Source organism: Streptomyces sp. NPDC001027, from assembly GCF_040299045.1.
Classification (GTDB): Bacteria; Actinomycetota; Actinomycetes; order Streptomycetales; family Streptomycetaceae; genus Streptomyces.
The window spans coordinates 1-20427 of sequence record NZ_JBEPBI010000143.1; the positions used below are offsets into that span (position 1 = coordinate 1).

Sequence of the window (20427 nt, forward strand, 5' to 3'; positions counted from 1 at the left end):
CGGCCGCCCGGGCCGCCGGCAAGGACGTCGTCGCCGTCTGCGGCCGCCTCGCGCTGCAGCCGGCGGAGCTGGGACGTGCGGGGATCCGCAGGGCGTATCCGCTCACCGACGCCGAACCGGACGTCGCCACGTGCATCGCGGACGCCGGCCCGATCCTGGAACGCGTCGCCGAGCGGATCGGCCGCGACTTCCTGAGCTGACCGCCGGGCCGCGCGCGACAGCAGCCACGCCGGCGACGGCAGGAAAGGCAGCGGCGGCAGGAACAGCAGAAACGGCGAAGGGCCCGAACCGTCTGGTTCGGGCCCTTCGCCGTCGTACGACCGCGGATGCGCTACGGCAGCTGCCCCGCGCGGGCCTCGCGCCGGTTGTCGCGGAAGTTGTTCACCCGGCGTGCCGTGGCGAACAGCGGGATGACCGCGCCCATGACCAGCTGCAGCGCGCAGCCCGTCTGGAGCAGGAGCTGACCGCTCGGCGCGTCGAACGCCCAGGCCGCCAGCAGGCCCATCGACAGCACGATCCACAGGAGCACCGCGCCGGCGAGGCGGCCGCGCGGCTTCGGGTACTCGACCCGGCTCACCATCAGCCAGGCGGTGCCCAGGATGGCCATCAGCGTCGCCTCGAACGGCAGGCCGAGCAGCACGATGGAGACGACCGTGAGCGCGCCGAACGGCGACGGCATGCCCTGGAAGGTGCCGTCCTTGACGGTGACGCACGAGAATCTCGCGAGCCTGAGCACCACCGCCAACAGGACCACGATCGCGCCGACCGCCGCCACCCGCTGGTGGGCGTCGTCGGCGACCATGCCGTAGACCAGGACGAAGTACGCCGGCGCCAGACCGAAGCTGATCAGGTCCGACAGGTTGTCCAGCTCCGCGCCCATCGGGGAGGAGCGCAGCTTGCGCGCGACCAGACCGTCGAAGAGGTCGAAGATCGCCGCGCAGAGCATCAGGATGACCGCCGTGGCCGCGCTGTGGCGGGCCATGCCGGATTCCTGGCTGCCGGTGAGGTGCGGGATCAGGATGCCGGTGGTGGTGAAGTACACCGCCATGAAGCCGCACGTGGCGTTGCCGAGGGTGAGCGTGTCCGCTATCGACAGACGCAGGGAGAGCGGCATCTCCTCCTCGTCGTCCACCTCGTCGGCCTCGGGCACCCAGCCCGCCTGGGTCTCCGGGTCAATCACGGTCAATGCGAGTCACCCCTGCCACGGTCTTCTGCCCCACCTCGACCGCGACGTCCACGCCCTCGGGCAGGTAGATGTCGACGCGCGAGCCGAAGCGGATCAGGCCGATCCGCTCGCCCTGCTCGACCTTCGTGCCCTCGGGGATGTAGGGGACGATGCGGCGGGCCACGGCTCCGGCGATCTGGATCATCTCGATGTCACCGAGCTCGGTGTCGAAGTGCCAGACGACGCGCTCGTTGTTCTCGCTCTCCTTGTTGAACGCCGGCACGAATCCGCCGGGGATGTGCTCGACCGACGTCACGGTGCCGGCCAGCGGCGCGCGGTTGACGTGGACGTTGAGCGGGCTCATGAAGATCGCGACCCGGGTGCGCCCGTCCTTCCACGGCATGATGCTCTGCACCACACCGTCGGCGGGGGAGATGACCCGGCCCTCCGCGATCTCTCGCTCGGGGTCGCGGAAGAACCACAGCATGCCCGCCGCGAGAGCGGTGGCGGGCACGGCGACGGCCTTGGCCGCGCCCGAACGGCGGGCGCGCAGAAGACTGACGGCTGCGGTGGCGACGGTCGGCAGAAGCCACGGCGATGCTCCGCGCGCGAGGCGTGCGCCTACCAGGCTGTCGCGGTGTGCAGAGGTTTGGCTGTGGGGCATGGATGACCTTCGTAGCGGATGATGCCGCGCTTCGACGGGGGGACGGCGGCTTTCCGCGATCGTAGCGGTTCGGGGCCACAACTGGGTAAGTCAGGAAGCCGAGTCGACGGCACAGGGAAGTTGACGGGGTGTGATCTTCTTCTCGAAGAAAACACCCCCAACCCGGACAATCAGCCCTGGAACCGATACTCCTCGAGCAACCGGCGCCCGATGATCATTTTCTGGATTTCGGCAGTGCCTTCACCGATCAGCAACATCGGGGCCTCCCGGTAGAGGCGCTCGATCTCGTACTCCTTGGAGAAGCCGTAGCCGCCATGGATACGGAAGGAGTCCTCCACGACCTCCTTGCAGTACTCGGAGGCGAGGTACTTCGCCATCCCTGCCTCGAGGTCGTTTCGTTCTCCGGAGTCCTTTTTGCGTGCGGCGTTCACCATCATCGCATGCGCGGCCTCGACCTTGGTAGCCATCTCGGCCAGCTTGAACTGAATCGCCTGGTGCTGGGCGATCTGCTTGCCGAAGGTGTGGCGCTGCTGGGCGTACCGGACGCCGAGTTCGAAGGCACGCTGTGCGACGCCGCAGCCACGCGCCGCGACGTTGACGCGCCCGACCTCGACGCCGTCCATCATTTGGTAAAAACCGCGCCCGGTGGCCCCGCCGAGCACCTGATCGGCGGAAAGCCGCAGGCCGTCCATGATGAGCTCGGTGGTGTCGACGCCCTTGTAGCCCATCTTGTCGATCTTGCCCGGGATGGTCAGGCCGGGGCGGACCTCGCCGAAGCCGGGCTGCTTCTCGATGAGGAAGGTCGTCATCGACTTGTGGGGGGCCGTGCCCTCGGGGTGTCCTTCGTCACTTCGCACGAGAACGGCCACCAAAGACGACGTACCGCCGTTCGTCAGCCACATCTTCTGGCCGTTGAGGACGTACTCGTCGCCCTCCTTCACCGCCTTCGACGTGATCGCCGACACGTCCGAGCCGAGACCCGGCTCCGACATCGAGAACGCGCCCCGGACGTCGCCGGCCGCCATCCGCGGCAGGTAGCGGTCCTTCTGCTCCTGCGTGCCGTGCTGCTTGAGCATGTACGCCACGATGAAGTGGGTGTTGACGATGCCGGACACCGACATCCAGCCGCGGGCGATCTCCTCGACGCACAGGGCGTAGGTGAGGAGCGACTCGCCCAGACCGCCGTACTCCTCGGGGATCATCAGACCGAACAGGCCCAACTCCTTGAGGCCGTCGACGATCTGCTGCGGGTACTCGTCGCGGTGCTCCAGCTCGGTGGCGACCGGGATGATCTCCTTGTCCACGAAGTCGCGGACGGTGGAGAGGATCTCCTGCTGGACGTCGGTCAGACCGGCGGTCTGGGCGAGGCGGGCCATCGATCAGCCTTCCTGAAGTTCCGGGCGGCCGGGCTGCTCGCCGCCGCGCTCCTTGATGTACGTCTCGGTCGGCACCATCACCTTGCGGCGGAACACGCAGACGAGCGTGCCGTCCTGCTTGTAGCCCTTGGTCTCGACGTAGACGATGCCGCGGTCGTCCTTCGACTTCGACGGCCACTTGTCCAGCACGGTCGTCTGGCCGTACAGCGTGTCGCCGTGGAAGGTCGGCGCCACGTGCCGCAGCGACTCGATCTCCAGGTTGGCGATCGCCTTGCCGGAGACGTCCGGCACGGACATGCCGAGCAGCAGCGAGTAGATGTAGTTGCCCACGACGACGTTCTTGCCGAAGTCGGTGGTCTTCTCGGCGTAGTTCGCGTCCATGTGGAGCGGGTGGTGGTTCATGGTGAGGAGGCAGAACAGGTGGTCGTCGTACTCCGTGACCGTCTTTCCCGGCCAGTGCTTGTACGTCGCCCCGACCTCGAACTCCTCGTAGGTGCGTCCGAACTGCATGGCGTCAGGCCTCCGGGATCTCGAACTTGCCGGTGCGCTGCATGCCGGCCGCACGGCCCTTGCCGGAGATGACCAGCGCCATCTTGCGGCTGGCCTCGTCGATCATCTCGTCGCCGAGCATCGCCGAGCCCTTCTTGCCGCCCGCCTCGGACGTGTAGTAGTCGTACGCGTCCAGGATCAGCTCGGCGTGGTCGAAGTCCTCCTGCGACGGCGAGAAGATCTCGTTGGACGCCTCGACCTGGCCCGGGTGCAGCACCCACTTGCCGTCGAAGCCGAGGGCCGCGGCACGCCCGGCGACCTCGCGGTAGCCCTCGACGTTGCGGATCTGCAGGTAGGGACCGTCGATCGCCTGGAGGTCGTTGGCGCGGGCGGCCATCAGGATCTTCATCAGGATGTAGTGGTAGGCGTCCGCCGGGTAGCCGGGCGGCTGCTCGCCCACGACCAGCGACTTCATGTTGATCGACGCCATGAAGTCGGCCGGGCCGAAGATGATCGTCTCGACGCGCGAGGAGGCCTGCGCGATCTCGTTGACGTTGTTGAGGCCCTGGGCGTTCTCGATCTGCGCCTCGATGCCGATGCGGCCGACCTCGAAGCCCATGGTCTTCTCGATCTGCGTCAGCAGCAGGTCGAGGGCGACGATCTGCTGGGCGCTCTGCACCTTCGGCAGCATGATGCAGTCGAGGTTCGGGCCCGCGCCCTCGACCACCGTCACGACGTCGCGGTAGGTCCACTCGGTCGTCCAGTCGTTGACGCGCACGACCCGCGTCTTGCCCGTCCAGTCGCCCTCGTTGAGGAACTTGACGATGGTGTGACGGGCCTCGGGCTTGGCGAGCGGCGCGCACGCGTCCTCGAGGTCCAGGAAGACCTGGTCCGCCGGCAGACCCTGCGCCTTCTCCAGGAAGCGGGGGTTGCTGCCCGGAACGGCGAGACAGGAGCGCCGCGGACGAAGACGGTCGAGAGGGCGTGCGGCGGAGCCGCTCGTCGAAAGGGCGGTGGTGGGCGACGGGTGGGCGGTCATGCGGGGACCTCCAGGGGGTCGAGCTTGTTCGCTTTGCGGATCTCGTCGACGATGCGGCCGATGATTCCGGTGATGTCGAAGTCCTTCGGGGTGAAGACCGCGGCCACGCCGGCGGCCCTGAGCTGCTCGGCGTCTCCATTCGGGATGATGCCACCGGCGATCACCGGGATGTCTGTGGCACCGGCCACACGCAGCCGTTCGAGGACGTCCGGCACCAGTTGGGCGTGCGATCCGGAGAGGATGGACAGGCCCACGGCGTGCACGTCCTCCTCGAGGGCCGCGTCCACGATCTGCTCGGGCGTCAGCCGGATGCCCTGGTAGACCACCTCGAAGCCGGCGTCGCGGGCCCGCACGGCGATCTGCTCGGCGCCGTTGGAGTGCCCGTCCAGGCCGGGCTTGCCGACCAGGAAGCGCAGCTTGCCGACGCCCATGTCCTTCGCGGTCTGGTCGACCCTGCGGCGGACGTCGGCCATGGCCGAGCCCTCCTCCGCGGGGACCGCCACCGGCGCCGACGACACTCCGGTCGGCGCCCGGAACTCGCCGAACACCTCGCGCAGCGCCCCGGCCCACTCGCCGGTGGTGACGCCGGCGCGGGCGCACTCCAGGGTCGCCTCCATGAGGTTGGCGGTGCCCTTGGCGGCCTCCTTCAGCTTCTCCAGCGCCTTGCACGGACGCGGGTGGTTGAAGGGCGGCTGGTACCGCGTGTCGCGCCAGTTCTCCAGGGAGGCGACGACACGGGCCTCGATCGCCGGGTCGACCGTCTGGATCGCGGTGTCGAGGTCGGCGGTCAGCGGGTTGGGCTCGGTCGTCCGGAAGACGTTGACCCCGATGATCTTCTCCTCGCCCGACTCGATGCGGGCGCGCCGCTCCGCGTGCGAGGAGACCAGCTGCGACTTGAGGTAGCCGGACTCGACGGCGGCCATCGCGCCGCCCATCTCCTGGATCCGCTCGATCTCCGCGAGGGACGCCTCGACCAGCTCGGCGACCTTCGCCTCGACGACGTGCGAGCCCGCGAAGACGTCCTCGTACTCCAGCAGGTCGCTCTCCAGGGCGAGGACCTGCTGGATGCGCAGGCTCCACTGCTGGTCCCAGGGCCGGGGCAGGCCCAGCGCCTCGTTCCAGGCGGGCAGCTGCACGGCACGCGCGCGGGCGTCCTTCGACAGCGTCACGGCGAGCATCTCCAGCACGATGCGCTGGACGTTGTTCTCCGGCTGCGCCTCCGTCAGGCCCAGGGAGTTGACCTGGACGCCGTAGCGGAAGCGGCGCTGCTTGGGGTTCTCGATGCCGTAGCGCTCGCGGGTGATCTGGTCCCAGATGCGGCCGAAGGCGCGCATCTTGCACATTTCCTCGATGAAGCGGACGCCCGCGTTCACGAAGAAGGAGATGCGGGCGACGACGTCGCCGAACTTCTCGGCCGGCACCTGCCCGGAGTCCCGGACGGCGTCCAGCACGGCGATCGCCGTGGACATCGCGTACGCGATCTCCTGCACCGGCGTGGCCCCGGCCTCCTGCAGGTGGTAGCTGCAGATGTTGATCGGGTTCCACTTCGGCATGTGGGAGACGGTGTACGCGATCATGTCGGTCGTCAGTCGCAGGCTCGGCCCCGGCGGGAAGACGTGCGTCCCGCGGGAGAGGTACTCCTTGACGATGTCGTTCTGGGTCGTGCCCTGGAGCAGGGTGACGTCCGCGCCCTGCTCCTCGGCGACGACCTGGTAGAGCGCCAGCAGCCACATGGCGGTGGCGTTGATCGTCATCGAGGTGTTCATCTGCTCCAGGGGGATGTCCTGGAACAGCCTGCGCATGTCGCCGAGATGGGCCACCGGCACGCCGACCCGGCCGACCTCGCCGCGGGCGAGGACGTGGTCGGAGTCGTAGCCGGTCTGGGTGGGCAGGTCGAACGCGACCGACAGACCCGTCTGCCCCTTGGCGAGGTTGCGCCGGTACAGCTCGTTGGACGCCTCGGCCGTGGAGTGACCGGCGTACGTGCGCATGAGCCACGGCCGGTCCTTCTCCCGCAGTCCTTCGGCGGGCTGACGCTCAGTCATCTATGACCCCGGGTGTCTCAGATGTTGCGGAAGCGGTTGATGGCGTCGATGTGCTGGGCGCGCTTGGCCTCGTCGCGCACGCCCAGGCCCTCCTGGGGGGCCAGCGCGAGGACGCCGACCTTGCCCTGGTGGAGGTTGCGGTGCACGTCGTAGGCGGCCTGGCCGGTCTCCTCCAGGGAGTAGACCTTCGACAGCGTCGGGTGGATCCTGCCCTTCGCGATCAGCCGGTTGGCCTCCCAGGCCTCGCGGTAGTTGGCGAAGTGCGAGCCGATGATCCGCTTCAGCGACATCCACAGGTAGCGGTTGTCGTACTGGTGCATGTAGCCCGAGGTCGAGGCGCAGGTGGTGATGGTGCCGCCCTTGCGGGTGACGTACACGGAGGCGCCGAAGGTCTCGCGTCCCGGGTGCTCGAAGACGATGTCGATGTCCTCGCCGCCGGTGAGCTCGCGGATGCGCTTGCCGAAGCGCTTCCACTCCTTGGGGTCCTGGGTGTTCTCGTCCTTCCAGAACCGGTAGTCCTCGGCGGTGCGGTCGATGATCGCCTCGGCGCCCATGGAGCGGCAGATCTCCGCCTTCTGCGCCGAGGAGACGACGCAGATCGGGTTGGCGCCGCCGGCCAGCGCGAACTGCGTGGCGTAGCTGCCGAGTCCGCCGCTGGCGCCCCAGATCAGGACGTTGTCGCCCTGCTTCATGCCGGCGCCGTTGCGGGAGACCAGCTGCCGGTAGGCGGTGGAGTTGACGAGGCCGGGGGCCGCCGCCTCCTCCCAGCTCAGGTGGTCCGGCTTCGGCATCAGCTGGTTGGACTTGACCAGGGCGATCTCCGCGAGGCCGCCGAAGTTGGTCTCGAAGCCCCAGATGCGCTGCTCGGGGTCGAGCATCGTGTCGTTGTGCCCGTCCGAGGACTCCAGCTCGACGGAGAGACAGTGCGCGACGACCTCGTCGCCCGGCTTCCAGGAGTTGACGCCCGGGCCGGTGCGCAGCACGACGCCCGCGAGGTCGGAGCCGATGACGTGGTACGGCAGGTCGTGCCGCTTGGTGAGCTCGCTGAGGCGGCCGTAGCGCTCCAGGAAGGAGAACGTCGACACCGGCTCGAAGATCGAGGTCCACACGGAGTTGTAGTTGACCGAGGAGGCCATGACGGCCACCAGGGCCTCGCCCGGGCCGAGCTCGGGCAGGGCCACCTCGTCCAGGTGGAGGGACTTGCGCGGGTCCTTGTCGCGGGTCTCCAGGCCCGCGAACATCTCCGCCTCGTCCTTGTGCACGGTGATCGCGCGGTAGGACTCGGGGAGCGGCAGAGCGGCGAAGTCGTCCGGGGTGGACTCCGGCGACTGGATCGCGTCCAGGATCTTGTTCATGGTCACGGTGTTGCCTCCGGCGGTGAGCGCCCTGAGGGAGGGGCGCTGGGGTTTGCGTCGGTGCTGCTGAGGGTTCGGGGAAGTGCCGTCGGTTCGGCGGGTGTGGTCCGGCAGCGCTTTGTGGCGCGGGAGGTTGCCTGTGACGCAGGCGTCCGGGCGCGCAATCCGTGCGGTTGCGGGGACAGCCGGCGTACGCATGGTCTCTGCACGCCGGCCGCCCGGACTCCTTCAACGTATGACACCGCGTGTCACCTCGCAAGGCACTGAGTGCCAGAACTTCCTCTCACCTGAAATCTTTACGTAACAGATGAGCGATGATCGATCGAACGGCGCGGGAATTCCGCGGGAAAAGGTGCGCTGACATGCCAAAACGGCCACCCCGAAGGGTGGCCGTCATCACAGCGGACGCGGAGGGCTCAGCGCTCCTTGAGCGCCTGCTCGATGGTCCGCATGACCTCGTCCAGCGGCGCGTCGGTCCGGGCCACGGTCACCAGCACCTCGCCCTGGGCGGAGGAGACCGCCGCCGCGACCGGCTGCGGGGCGCCGGCGCTGCCGCGACCGGCTCCGATGCCTGTCCCGAACGTCTTGCGCACGATGGCGAAGGCGTGGTCGAGCTGGCTCTCGACGTCGCCCTGGCCGCCGGCCCTCAGCCAGCGCCGCAGGACGTGGTTGTGGGCGGTGACCACCGCCGAGGCGGCGACCTCGGCGAGCAGCGGGTCGTCGTTGGCGTCGTCGTCGTGCGCGTGCTCGTCGAAGTGGCCGAGGAGATAGCGGGTGAACAGCCGCTCGTAGCGGGCCACCGACGCGATCTCCGCCTCGCGCAGGGTGGGCACCTCACGCGTGAGCTGGTAGCGGGCGACCGAGATCTCCGGACGCGCCGCGTACATCCGCATGACCTCCTTGATGCCCCGGCACACCGTGTCCAGCGGGTGCTCGTGCGCGGGCGCCGCGTTCAGCACGGCCTCCGCCCGGATCAGGGTGTCGTCGTGGTCGGGGAAGATCGCCTCTTCCTTCGAGCGGAAGTGACGGAAGAAGGTGCGGCGGGCGACGCCGGCCGCCGCCGCGATCTCGTCGACGGTGGTCGCCTCGTACCCCTTGGTCGAGAACAGCTCCATGGCCGCGGCCGCCAGTTCTCGGCGCATCTTGAGCCGCTGGGCGGCCGCGCGGCTGCCTGCGGCGCTCTCCGGCGCGTCGGGCGTGGCTGGTGTACGTGAGGACCTGGCGGGCTGGGACATGACCCGAACGTACTGCATGTGCGCAGCTCGGTGCGCGTGTCCGGGGTTCCCCCCGCCTGAGGCGGGCGGGGGCGGGCCCGTCGGATCGAGCAGGCCGCCCCAGTCCTTTGTCGCTCGGAACCAGTCGCCGGCGCCGTCAGCGGCGGGCATATTCGCGGAAGCCGCGGCCGGTCTTGCGGCCGAGGCAGCCCGCGGCCACCAGGTGCTCCAGCAGCGGCGCCGGCGCCAGCCCCGGGTCGCGGAACTCGCGGTGCAGGACCTTCTCGATGGCCAGGGAGACGTCCAGCCCGACGACGTCCAGCAGTTCGAAGGGACCCATCGGGTAGCCGCCGCCCAGCTTCATCGCGGCGTCGATGTCGTCCAGGGTCGCGTAGTGCTCCTGCACCATCTTGATCGCGTTGTTGAGGTACGGGAACAGCAGGGCGTTCACGATGAACCCCGCCCGGTCCCCGCAGTCGACGGCGTGCTTCTTGATCCGCGCGCACACCTCGCGGACCGTCGCGTGGACGTCCTCGGCCGTCAGCACCGTGCGGACGACCTCGACCAGCTTCATCGCGGGCGCCGGGTTGAAGAAGTGCATCCCGATCACGTCCTGCGGCCGCGAGGTGGCGCGGGCGCAGGCGACGACCGGCAGCGACGACGTCGTCGTGGCGAGGACCGCGCCGGGCTTGCACACCTTGTCGAGGGTCGCGAAGAGCTGCCGCTTGACCTCGAGGTCCTCGGCGACCGCCTCCAGCGCCAGGTCGACGTCGGCGAAGGCGTCGTAGGAGCCGGCCGGGGTGATCCGGTCCAGGATCTGCGCGGCGGCCTCGGCGGTCAGCCGGCCCTTGTCGACGGAGCGCGCGAGCGACTTGCCGATGCGGGCCTTGGCGGTCTGCGCCTTCTCCTCGCTGCGGGCGGCGAGGACGACGTCGTAGCCGGCCTTGGCGAACACCTCGGCGATGCCGGAGGCCATGGTGCCGGAGCCGGCGACGCCGACCGAGGAGACCGTGCGTCCCGCCGCCCCGGTCCCGCCCGACAGCGGGGTCAGCGCGTCCGGGACGACGCTCGCGCTGCCCGGCGCCTCGTAGGCGTAGAAGCCGCGGCCCGACTTACGGCCCGTCAGGCCGGCCTCGCTGAGCTGCTTGAGGATCGGCGCGGGCGCGTGCAGACGGTCGTGGGACTCGGCGTACATGGCCTCCAGGACCGTACGGGCGGTGTCGACGCCGATCAGGTCGAGCAGCGCCAGCGGGCCCATCGGCAGGCCGCAGCCGAGCCGCATCGCCGCGTCGATGTCCTCGCGGGAGGCGTACCGGGCCTCGTACATCGCGGCGGCCTGGTTGAGGTAGCCGAACAGCAGGCCGTCGGCGACGAACCCGGGCCGGTCGCCGACCGCGACGGGCTCCTTGCCCAGGTCGAGCGCGAGGTCGGTGACGGCGGTGACGGCGGCCGGGGCGGTCAGCACCGAGGAGACGACCTCGACCAGCTTCATGGCCGGAGCCGGGTTGAAGAAGTGCAGCCCCAGCACCCGCTCCGGGTGCGCCGAGTCGGCGGCGAGCCGGGTCACGGAGAGCGCGTTGGTGCCGGTGGCGAGGATGGTCCCGGGACGCACGATCCCGTCCAGCTCGCGGAAGATCTGCTGCTTGACCTCGTACGACTCCGGCGCGACCTCGATCACGAGATCGGCGTCGGCCGCGGTGCGCAGATCGGCGGAGACCCGGACCCGCGCCAGGGCGTCCGCGCGCTGCTGCTCGGTGAGCCGCCCGCGCTGCACGGAGCGGGCGGTGGAGGCCTCCAGCGCGGCGACGGCGCGCGCGGTCTGGGCCTCGCTGACGTCGACGCCGATCACGTCGCGGCCGGCCGTGGCCAGGACCTCGGCGATGCCGGAGCCCATCGTGCCGAGGCCGATGACGGCGATCGTCTGGAGCGGGGACAGAGGGGTGTCGGACAGGGGAGCGGCCATCGCGGGACTCCAGTAATGAGGTGACGACTGGGAACGCCCCCGGGTGCGCCGGCGGCCTCGAGAGGGCCGGGCGCACCGGGTGCGGAGAAAAGGAGTGCGGGTGTGTTGCCGGGCTGCATGCGCACACGCCCGGTGTCGTCAAGTGCGGGCGTGCACACGCCCACCGACGAACGGGATTCCGACCGGCCCTGTCCCGTGGCCGGGTCGTACAGCCGGTACACGCGGTACCGAACCGACATCTCGCGGCGACTGCGTCACCAGGCCGCCACGAGGAGGTGCTGCGAGTGGGTGACTCGCTCTGATGAGCTTAACCAGTGGGTAACGAGCGCGCCAGCCCTTTGGCTGTGATGCACCTCCCTTCCACGGCGAGCCCCTAGGCTCGACCGCATGGACGAAGAGTTGCGAACGCTCACGGAGCGCTTACGGCTTGAGTCGGGGGGCACGGCACTCCACGAGCGGCTCGCCGTCACCGTCGACCACGACGCGCTGGCGCGGGTGCTCACCGAGCCGGGGCAGCCGCTGTGGGCCCGCGAACTGGCCGCGTTCCGGCTGGGGGTGGCCGGGGACCGGCGCGCCTTCGAGGCGCTCGTGCTGCTGCTCAACCACCGGGACCCGCCGCGCTGCGCCTCCGCCGCCCATGCGCTGGCCCGCCTCGACGACCCGCGCACCGCCCGCGCGGCCGCCGCCCTCGCCACCAACGAACTGCGCGTGGCCTACGCCCTGCAGCCCGTTCGGCTGCTGGTGGAGCTGCGCGCGCCCGAGTCCGTGCCCGCGCTGATCACGACGCTGCGGCGCCGGCTGCGGCCGCACGACCCCCACCGGCGGGTGGCGCTCGCCTGCGTGGAGGGGCTCGGCGCGCTGGGCGACGACCGCGCCAGGGCGGTGCTGAACGACGCCCTCGCGCACCCGGTCCTCGCCGAGGCGGCCGTGCACGCGCTGGCGCGGATCCCCCGTCAGCGCTGAGCACGCGGACGCGGCGCGCGGTGCGTCCGGGCCGGCCGAACGGGCCCGCCGCGCGGGCGGGCTCCCCACCTCGCCGCCGCGGCGGCGGCCCCGGGCGCCCGGACGGCCGCCGCGCCGGCCCGGCCGAAGCGCGGGCGGGACGCTCAGCCGCGGAAGCCCAGCAGTCCGTGCAGCGTCGAGCCGCGGGCCGAGGACTGGGTGACCTTCGAGCCCAGCGGCTTCGGGTCGGGCTGCGCCGCGCAGACCGCGTCGGCCTCGCCGCTCCCGCGCGGCACCGTGCCGTCGGTCAGGTATGCCGCCAGGTGTTCGTCCAGGCAGGAGTTGCCGCTCAGCGTGATGCCGTGGTTCTGGCCGCCGTCCTCGACCACCAGGCTGGAGCCGCGCAGCAGCGCGTGGACTGTCGCGCCGCCCTCGAACGGGGTCGCCGCGTCGTCGGTCGCCTGGAACAGCAGGACCGGCGGCAGCGAGCCGTTGGCCACGTTCACCGGGCCCCGCGGCCGGGTCGGCCAGAACGCGCACGGGGCGTTGTACCAGGCGTTGTTCCATGTCATGAACGGCGCCTTCGCGTACGCCGACCAGTTGTCCGCGCGCCACTCGTCCCAGTCGTCCGGCCAGGAGGCGTCACGGCACTGCACCGAGGTGTAGACGCTGTAGCCGTTGTCCCCGGCGGCGTCGACGGCCGCGAGGTTCTTGTACGCCTTGACCAGCGGGCCTGTGTTCCCGGCGTTGGCGTAGGCGGCGAACGCCTCGGCCAGGTGGGGCCAGTAGCCGTTGTAGTAGCCGCCGGGCAGGAAGGTGTCCTCCAGCTCCGAGGCGCCCACCGTGCCCTCGGCCGGCTTCTTGCCGAGGGCCGCCCGCATCGCGTACCACTTCGTCTCGACCTCGGCGGGATCGGCGCCCAGCCGGTAGGTCGCGTCGTGCTTGGCGATCCACGCCATGAGGGCGCGATGACGGTCGTTGAAGGCGAGGTCCTGCGTGAGGTTGTCCTCGTACCAGACGCCGGTGGGGTCCACGACCGAGTCCAGCACCAGACGCCGCACCCGCTCCGGGTACAGCCTGGCGTACACCACGCCGAGGTAGGTGCCGTACGAGTAGCCGAAGTAGTTCAGCTGCGGCGCGCCCACCGCCTCGCGGATGGCGTCCATGTCCTGCACCGCGCCGAGCGTGTCGATGTACGGCAGGACGTCGGCGTACTTCGCGGCGCAGGCCTCGGCGAAGGACCGGGCGCGTGTCAGGTTGGCCTGTTCGACCGCCTCGGTGAGCGGCACCGAGTCCGGCCGGACGGGGGCGAAGTGGCCCGGCTTGCAGTTCAGGGCCGGCGTGCTCCGGCCCACCCCGCGCGGGTCGAAGCCGATGACGTCGTACTGCGCGGACACCGCCTTCGGCAGCGCCGAGGCGACGAACCCGGCGAGACTCAGTCCCCGGCCGCCCGGGCCGCCCGGGTTGACCAGCAGCGGGCCCTGATACGTCTTCGCCGTGTGCGGGACGCGGGACAGCGCCAGCGTGATCTGCTTGCCGGCGGGCCGTGCGTGGTCGAGCGGAACCTTCAGCGAGGCGCACTGGAGCCGTGGCTGGTCGGTGGTGCCGCAGCCCTTCCAGGCGAGCTTCGCCGCGGGGGCGGCCGCGGAAGGCTGTGCCGGGCTCGCGTCGGCGGGCACGGCCGCGACCGTCGCGGCCACGACGGCGACGGCGGCGCACAGCGCGGCTGCGCGTGGGTTCATGGAGCGCTCCCAGGACGGAGGTGGTCGGACCGCGCAGGTCACGGCCCCTGCCGGATCGTCCCGGAAAGTCCGCCTCGATGAACCTGTTCCGGCGTCGGCCCACCCGTTCGGGTCGCCGGATGCGCTCGAACGCGCTCAGATCAGCGTCAGTTGGGTCGGCCCGGACGCGGTCGGCTCCTCGGCCGGCGCCGGCTGCGGGACCCGGCGGGGCATCCCCGCGCGGGTGGGCCCGATGCCGTACTCCTCGGCCAGCTCGTGCACCTGACGGGTGATCCGCCGCTGGTACCACTTCGGGGCGTAGGCGCCGTCCGCGTAGAGCCGTTCGTAGCGGCGCACCAGGTGGGGGTGGTGGTGGCCGAGCCAGGCCGTGAACCACTCGCGGGCGCCGGGGCGCAGATGCAGCGCGAGCGGGGTCACGGAGGTGGCTCCGGCGGCCGCGATCGACCGCACGGTGGCGCGCAGTTGGGCCGGTTCGTCGCTGAGGAACGGGATCACGGGCGCCATCAGCACGCCGCAGCCGATGCCGTGCTCGGCGAGGGTCCGCACCACGTCCAGGCGTCGCCCCGGCGCCGGCGTGCCCGGCTCGACCGTGCGCCACAGCTCGGTGTCGGTGAAGCCGACCGAGACCGAGACGCCGACCTCGGTGACCTCGGCGGACTGCCGCAGCAGGTCCAGGTCGCGCAGGATGAGGGTGCCCTTGGTCAGGATCGAGTAGGGGTTCGCCCGGTCGCGCAGGGCGGCCAGGATGCCCGGCATCAGCCGGTAGCGGCCCTCCGCGCGCTGGTAGCAGTCGACGTTCGTGCCCATCGCCACGTGCTCGCCGTGCCAGCGGGACGAGGCCAGCTGTCGGCGCAGCAGTTCCGCGGCGTTGACCTTGACGACGATCTGGGTGTCGAAGCCGATCCCGGTGTCGAGGTCGAGATAGCCGTGCGTCTTGCGGGCGAAGCAGTACACGCATGCGTGCGTGCAGCCGCGGTAGGGGTTCACCGTCCACTCGAACGGCATCCGGGAGGCGCCCGGCACCCGGTTGAGGATCGAGCGGGCCCGGATCTCGTGGAAGGTGATGCCGGCGAACTCGGGCGTGTCGAACGTCCTGGTCGTGACCGTGTCCGCACCGAACAGCGCGGCGTCGGCCGGCCGGTCGTGGCGGGTCTCCACGGTGAGGTTCTCCCAGCGCATGACGCCTCCTCGGTAGCACTGCCCCCACAATAGAACATGTGTTCCCATGATCGTGCGAAGGGCGTTCGGCGGCGTTTTCCGATCGCCCCGCGATCGCTGCCGCACCCCCGATTTGGGCGGCCGAGGACCGGGGTGGTTGGCTTGCCCCGAAGTCGCAGAACCCTGAGCAACCCTGAGCAACACGGACCTGGAGGAACCCCATGGCGCAGGTCGAGGCCACCACCGAGCGGGTCGTCGCGGCAGACCCGGAGAAGGTGTTCGACACGATCGCCGACTACAGCGGCGCGCGCGCGAAGCTGCTGCCCGAGCACTTCAGCGAGTACGAGGTGCGCGAGGGCGGCGACGGCGAGGGCACCCTCGTCCACTGGAAGCTCCAGGCCACCAGCAAGCGGGTGCGCGACTGCCTCCTGGACGCCACCGAACCCACCGACGGCGAACTCGTGGAGAAGGACCGCAACTCCTCGATGGTCACCGTGTGGCGCGTCACCCCGGCCGGCGAGGGCGCATCCCGCGTCGTCGTCACCACCACCTGGGACGGCGCCGGCGGCATCGGCGGCTTCTTCGAGCGGACCTTCGCCCCCAAGGGCCTCGGCCGCATCTACGACGCGATCCTCGCCAACCTCGCCGCCGAGGTCGAGAAGTAGCCCGACACGCGTGCGCTCCCTGCACGGTGACGACGCCTCGCCCGTTCGGGCGGTCGTCCTCGTGGCCGGGACGGGGCGGTGCCCGTCGCGCCCCGTCTGCGGCGGCCGCTCCGCGCGGCGACCGCGCGGCAGGCGCGCCGAAGGGACCCGCACGTGAGCGGGACCGGCACGTGAGCAGGACCGGAAGGTGAGCGGGACCGCTTCTGCGAAGGGCTGGCCCGGGGCAGCGCCTCCGGCGCAGGATCCGCCGGCCCGGCCGTCGTCGAGGGCGACCGCGGCCGGCGGCGCGTGCGGCCGGTCCCCTTCGCCGCGGCGGTGACGCCGCCTCCCGCTCCGCCGGCCTCTCCCGCGGCGAGCGCACCGCCGTCGCCGTCGGTCACCCGAGAGGTCGCCGCCGTCCGCCAGCGGCCGCACGGAGCGCGATCCGCAACCCGGCCCCGAGGTCCGAGACCCGCCCCGGCGGCCTCGCGACCTGCGGCGTACCCCGGCGCCCCCGGGGGGAAACCAATTCCGCCATTGCCGCACATGCCCCCCGGCGTGGCCGTACGGTGGTGCTGCGGGACAGATCTTGCACAGCTCTGGGGAGAGAGGGCCTGGGCCATGGACCGTGGCACCGAGAGGGACGCGCCTCCCCGTCGCGGAGCCGGCGGCGAGACGGCGGACCGCGCGGGGCGGGAGCCCGCACGGGCGGAGGGCGACGCGCCCCTCGACTCCGGGCGCGTCCCGCTGGCGGTGGTCGTCGTGGACCGCGAAGGCCTCGTCTCCCACTGGAGCACCGGCGCACGCCGGCTCTTCGGCGTCGGCAAGAACGAGGCGATCGGCCACCCGGCGATCGATCTGCTGCCCGTCGCCGGCGCGCTCCCCGAACCCGACGACGACCTCCCCTACGACGACTTCCCCGGCGGCGCCTACAGCGAGTACGGCGCCTACGACGGCCTCGGGCCGGGGCTGGACTCCTCCCTGGACCGCGGGCTCGGCTACCCGGCGGCCGGCCGGGCCCGGCTGACCGTGCCGGAGCGGGACCGCGTCGACGTGCTCTGGTGGGCCTACCCGCTGATCGGACCGGGGACGCAGCGGCTGCTGGTGCTGGCCGCCGACGCGACGGTCCTGCGTCACGAGGGGGAAGCGGCGAACCCCCTGACCGTGGAGCGCGTCGCGCCCGGTTTCGCCGTGCACACCGACTTCCCCGGCGCGGACGAGCTCGCCCGCCGACTGCCCGAGATCCTGCCCAGCATGAGCGTCGGCGAAAGCGCCCGCATCGTCGGACAGATCCTCGAACTCGGCTATCCCGTCCTGGAGTTCAGCCAGAACGACCGGGTGCCCGTCACTCCCGACTGGGGCGTCGCCCGGCGCGTGGAGCGCAGGGAGCGGCGCGAGCACGCCGCCCGCGCCGCCGCCGAAGGGCTGCCGATACCCGACCGGAGCGAGGACGACGGCGAGGACCTCGAGTACGTCGCCGTCCGCGAGCGCCTGGAGTTCCTCAACGAGGTCAGCGGGCGGATCGGCACCTCCCTCGACCTCTCCCGCACCATCGTCGAGGTCAGCAGAGCCGTCGTGCCGCGCTTCACCGACGTGGCCGGCACCTATCTGCGCGAACAGGTCGTCGCCGGAGAGGGCTTCCCCGACGGCGTGCCGGACACCACCACGATGTGGCACCGGGTCGCTCTCGAGCACACCGACGAACCCGGCCGCTGGGACGACGTCGTGCCCGTCGGCGAGGCCATGCCGTTCCCCGCGCACACCCCGTTCTTCCAGTGCATGACCACGGGCGAGCCGGTTCTCGTGCCGCGCATCAGCGAGCAACTGGGGCACGCCGTCGCCTCCCAGTTCGACAAGCGCGACATCCGGCCCCTCATCACCGGCCGCTCCATGCTGGTCGTGCCGCTGAAGGCCCGTAACGTCGTCCTCGGGTTCATGATCCTGCTGCGCCACCCCGAGCGCGTCGAGTTCAACGACATGGACCGGGCCACCGGCGCCGAACTCGCCGCCCGCGCGGGCCTCGTGCTCGACAACGCCCGCATGTACACCTACCAGGAGGCCGTCGCCGAGACCCTCCAGGACAGCATGCTGCCGCACATCCCGCGCCGGATGGCGGGCTGTGACATCGCCACCCGCTATCTGCCGGGCACCCTGCTGGGGCGGGTCGGCGGCGACTGGTTCGACTCGGTGAAGCTGCACGGCGCGCGCACCGCCCTCGTCGTCGGCGACGTCATGGGCCACGGCCTCAACTCCGCCGCGATGATGGGCCAGTTGCGCACCGCCGTGCAGACCATGGCCGCCCTGGACCTGCCGCCCGCGCAACTGCTGCGCAACCTCGACGACCTCGCCCAGCGGCTCGGCGACGGCTATCTGGCGACCTGCCTGTACGCCGTGTACGACCCGATCGCCGGCGAACTGCACCTCGCGAACGCGGGCCACATCCCGCCCGTGCTGGTGCGCGCCGCCGACGGCCGCAGCGAGCTCCTCCAACTCCCCACCGGCGCGCCCATCGGCGTCGGCGGCGTGCCGTTCGAGGCGGTGCGGGTGCGCGTGTCGCCGGGCGACCGGCTGGTGATGTGCACCGACGGGCTCGTGGAGATGCGGGGCGAGGACATCGGCGTCGGTCTGGCGACCCTGTGCGAGTCCGCGGCCCATCCGGCCGCCTCGATGGACGACGCCTGCGACACCATCATCCGCGCCCTCAACACCCGGGGCGGCCGCAAGGACGACGTCGCCCTGCTGATGGCCCGGCTCGGCGGCATCGCCCCGCGCGACGTCGCCGAATGGCGGTTCTCCCTCGACCCGTCGGAGGTCGGCCGGGCGCGGGCGGCGGTCCGCGAGCAGCTGCACGACTGGGGGCTCGGCGAGTCGGCCGGTCCCGCCGAGCTCCTGGTGAGCGAGCTCGTCACCAACGCCGTACGGCACTCGCGGCGCAGCCCCGTGGCCGTGCGCCTGGTCCGCGGCGACACCCTGCTGTGCGAGGTCGACGACGACGATCACGAGCTGCCCACCCTGCTGAGCGCCGGCCCCGGCGACGAGGTCGGGCGGGGACTGCGCGTGGTGGGCGCGCTGGCCCGCGAGTGGGGCGCCAGCCGCACGCGCACGGGCAAGTCCGTGTGGTTCGAACTGACGCTTCCGCGGCGCTGAACCCGCCCCGGCCCCGCGCAGGAGAGCGGGACCGGGAGCGGGGCCGCAGGCGCGGTGTGCCACGCCCCGCGGATCGCGCACGCGGCGTGAAGGAACACGCACCGTGCTTGTCGCGGCCGCACGGGGGACGGTAGACCGTACTCGCCCGTCGCTTACGGCGGATCGGCTGTGCACCCAGGGGAGTTGGGCATGAGCGTGGCGAGTCGGTACCGGCAGGCGTGGGAGGGCTTCTGGCGGGAGGCCCCGAAGGAGCCGGGCGCGGTGTTCTGGGACGCGGACCCGAAGGTCACCGCCGCGCTCCACCTCGCCCTCTTCGAGCCCCATCTCCTGGACCAGGAGCTGGCGTTGGTGGACCTCGGCTGCGGCAACGGCACCCAGACCAGGTATCTCGCGGAGCGTTTCCCGCGGGTGATCGGCGCCGACCTGTCCGCCGCCGCCCTCGACCACGCGCGGCGCGCCGACCCCGCCGGGCAGGCCGCGTACCGGGAGCTGGACGCGACCGACCGGGCCGCCGCCGAGGCGCTGCACGCCGAACTCGGTGACGCCCACGTCTATGTGCGGGGGGTTCTGCACAGTTGCGAGCCCGCCGACCGGCAGCCCCTGGTGGACGGCATCGCCGCGCTGGCGGGGGAGCGCGGCCGGGTCTTCCTCGTCGAACCGGCGCAGGCCGCGCGTTCCGTCCTCGGCGCGCTGGCGCAGAGTCCGTCCGGTCCGCCGCCGAAGCTCGCGCCCGTCCTCCGGCACGGCATCGCCCCCGGCGAGGTCGCCGACGACGCGGTGCCCGTCCATCTGCGGGACGCCGGGCTCATGGTGCTGGCGTCGGGCGAACTGCCGCTGATCACCACCGAGTTCACCGCCGACGGCGCCAGGATCGAGCTGCCGTCCCGATGGCTGGTGGCCGCCCGGAGCATGTGACCGCCTTCACATGGCAGCGGCCTCTCGTGCTGTCACATCCCCGCCGCGGGCGGTGTCAGAGGGGTGAGGAGCACAAGGAACCCCAAGAGGAGCTGTTGAAATGTCCACTGCCTATGTCGTCGTCACCGTCGTCGCCGCAGCCATGGCGGGCTTCTCGGCCGCCTCGGTCCTGCTCGGCGCCGAGTGGGTGCTGAAGCCGTTGGCCGACTACGGGGTGCCGCGCGCCTGGGCGCCCTGGCTCGGCGCGGCCAAGGCCGCCGGAGCGGCCGGTCTGCTGGCCGGACTGTTCGTGCCCGGGGTTGGCGTCGCCGCCGCGGCCGGACTCGTCCTGTACTTCCTCGGGGCGGCGGTCACCGTGCTGCGGGCCCGCTGGTTCTCGCACGTGCCGTTCCCGCTGCTGTACGCGGCGCCGGCGGCGGCCTCGCTGATCCTGGCGTTCTGACCCCGCGCGAGGGGGGGGGCGCCCCGCCCCGCCCCCCCCCCGCGGCCGCGGCCCTCGGGGAGGGGGGGGGGGGGGGTGGCCGCGATAGGTAGAGGCCCCCGCAGTAAAACACACACCCAACCAAAAA

The 20427-nt window shown here is 71.5% G+C and carries 17 protein-coding genes; 6 read left to right on the forward strand and 11 right to left on the reverse strand.

Annotation, left to right across the window (positions count from 1 at the left end; translation table 11 throughout):
- Positions 1 to 200, forward strand: a 200-nt coding sequence (locus ABT300_RS29410; protein WP_351681836.1) for a glycerate kinase, incomplete at its 5' end; no start/stop codon positions are given.
- Positions 201 to 331: 131 nt separating this feature from the next.
- On the opposite strand, the gene pssA is transcribed toward ABT300_RS29410, so the two are convergent.
- The 9 genes from pssA to ABT300_RS29455 form a co-directional block, all read right to left on the reverse strand.
- Positions 332 to 1150, reverse strand: a complete 819-nt coding sequence (pssA, locus tag ABT300_RS29415) for a CDP-diacylglycerol--serine O-phosphatidyltransferase (protein WP_319277877.1) — start codon at positions 1148 to 1150, stop codon at positions 332 to 334.
- A gap of 22 nt (positions 1151 to 1172) precedes the next feature.
- Positions 1173 to 1829 (reverse strand): phosphatidylserine decarboxylase, encoded by a 657-nt coding sequence (locus ABT300_RS29420; RefSeq protein ID WP_057582234.1) that lies wholly within the window; start codon positions 1827 to 1829, stop codon positions 1173 to 1175.
- 170 nt (positions 1830 to 1999) lie between these two features.
- On the reverse strand, positions 2000 to 3205 hold the full coding sequence (locus ABT300_RS29425) for an acyl-CoA dehydrogenase family protein (protein WP_351681839.1): 1206 nt from the start codon (positions 3203 to 3205) through the stop codon (positions 2000 to 2002).
- Between the two features lie 3 nt (positions 3206 to 3208).
- A complete protein-coding gene (locus ABT300_RS29430) occupies positions 3209 to 3715 on the reverse strand; it encodes a MaoC family dehydratase (protein WP_351681843.1) in 507 nt (168 codons plus the stop codon).
- A gap of 4 nt (positions 3716 to 3719) precedes the next feature.
- Positions 3720 to 4733: an HpcH/HpaI aldolase/citrate lyase family protein gene (locus tag ABT300_RS29435; RefSeq protein ID WP_351681845.1), complete on the reverse strand. Its 1014-nt coding sequence runs from the start codon at positions 4731 to 4733 to the stop codon at positions 3720 to 3722.
- Entirely contained in the window at positions 4730 to 6778 is a 2049-nt protein-coding gene (locus tag ABT300_RS29440; protein WP_351681848.1) for an ethylmalonyl-CoA mutase, read from the reverse strand. Before ABT300_RS29440 ends, ABT300_RS29435 begins: the two co-directional genes overlap by 4 nt.
- Before the next feature lie 17 nt (positions 6779 to 6795).
- A complete protein-coding gene (gene ccrA, locus ABT300_RS29445) occupies positions 6796 to 8133 on the reverse strand; it encodes a crotonyl-CoA carboxylase/reductase (RefSeq protein WP_351681872.1) in 1338 nt (445 codons plus the stop codon).
- 416 nt (positions 8134 to 8549) lie between these two features.
- The gene (locus ABT300_RS29450) at positions 8550 to 9368 is read right to left on the reverse strand and encodes a TetR family transcriptional regulator (RefSeq protein WP_351681851.1); all 819 of its coding nucleotides are present in this window, start codon (positions 9366 to 9368) and stop codon (positions 8550 to 8552) included.
- A gap of 136 nt (positions 9369 to 9504) precedes the next feature.
- On the reverse strand, positions 9505 to 11310 hold the full coding sequence (locus tag ABT300_RS29455) for a 3-hydroxyacyl-CoA dehydrogenase family protein (RefSeq protein ID WP_351681853.1): 1806 nt from the start codon (positions 11308 to 11310) through the stop codon (positions 9505 to 9507).
- 387 nt (positions 11311 to 11697) lie between these two features.
- On the opposite strand from ABT300_RS29455, the gene ABT300_RS29460 reads away from it, so the two are divergent.
- A complete protein-coding gene (locus ABT300_RS29460; RefSeq protein ID WP_351681856.1) occupies positions 11698 to 12273 on the forward strand; it encodes an adenylosuccinate lyase in 576 nt (191 codons plus the stop codon).
- Positions 12274 to 12416: 143 nt separating this feature from the next.
- Here the strand turns inward: ABT300_RS29460 and ABT300_RS29465 are convergent, their stop codons facing one another.
- On the reverse strand, positions 12417 to 13994 hold the full coding sequence (locus ABT300_RS29465) for an alpha/beta hydrolase (protein WP_351681858.1): 1578 nt from the start codon (positions 13992 to 13994) through the stop codon (positions 12417 to 12419).
- A gap of 135 nt (positions 13995 to 14129) precedes the next feature.
- The gene (locus tag ABT300_RS29470) at positions 14130 to 15173 is read right to left on the reverse strand and encodes an Rv2578c family radical SAM protein (protein ID WP_351681860.1); all 1044 of its coding nucleotides are present in this window, start codon (positions 15171 to 15173) and stop codon (positions 14130 to 14132) included.
- Between the two features lie 200 nt (positions 15174 to 15373).
- Here ABT300_RS29470 and ABT300_RS29475 point away from each other — a divergent pair, with 200 nt between their 5' ends.
- The 4 genes from ABT300_RS29475 (at position 15374) to ABT300_RS29490 (ending at position 20300) form a co-directional block, all read left to right on the forward strand.
- On the forward strand, positions 15374 to 15817 hold the full coding sequence (locus ABT300_RS29475) for an SRPBCC family protein (RefSeq protein ID WP_351681862.1): 444 nt from the start codon (positions 15374 to 15376) through the stop codon (positions 15815 to 15817).
- A 600-nt stretch (positions 15818 to 16417) separates the two neighbouring features.
- On the forward strand, positions 16418 to 18943 hold the full coding sequence (locus ABT300_RS29480) for an ATP-binding SpoIIE family protein phosphatase (RefSeq protein ID WP_351681865.1): 2526 nt from the start codon (positions 16418 to 16420) through the stop codon (positions 18941 to 18943).
- A gap of 189 nt (positions 18944 to 19132) precedes the next feature.
- Positions 19133 to 19858 (forward strand): class I SAM-dependent methyltransferase, encoded by a 726-nt coding sequence (locus tag ABT300_RS29485; protein ID WP_351681867.1) that lies wholly within the window; start codon positions 19133 to 19135, stop codon positions 19856 to 19858.
- 100 nt (positions 19859 to 19958) lie between these two features.
- Entirely contained in the window at positions 19959 to 20300 is a 342-nt protein-coding gene (locus ABT300_RS29490) for a DoxX family protein (protein WP_351681869.1), read from the forward strand.
- The last annotated feature ends 127 nt before the right edge of the window (positions 20301 to 20427 follow it).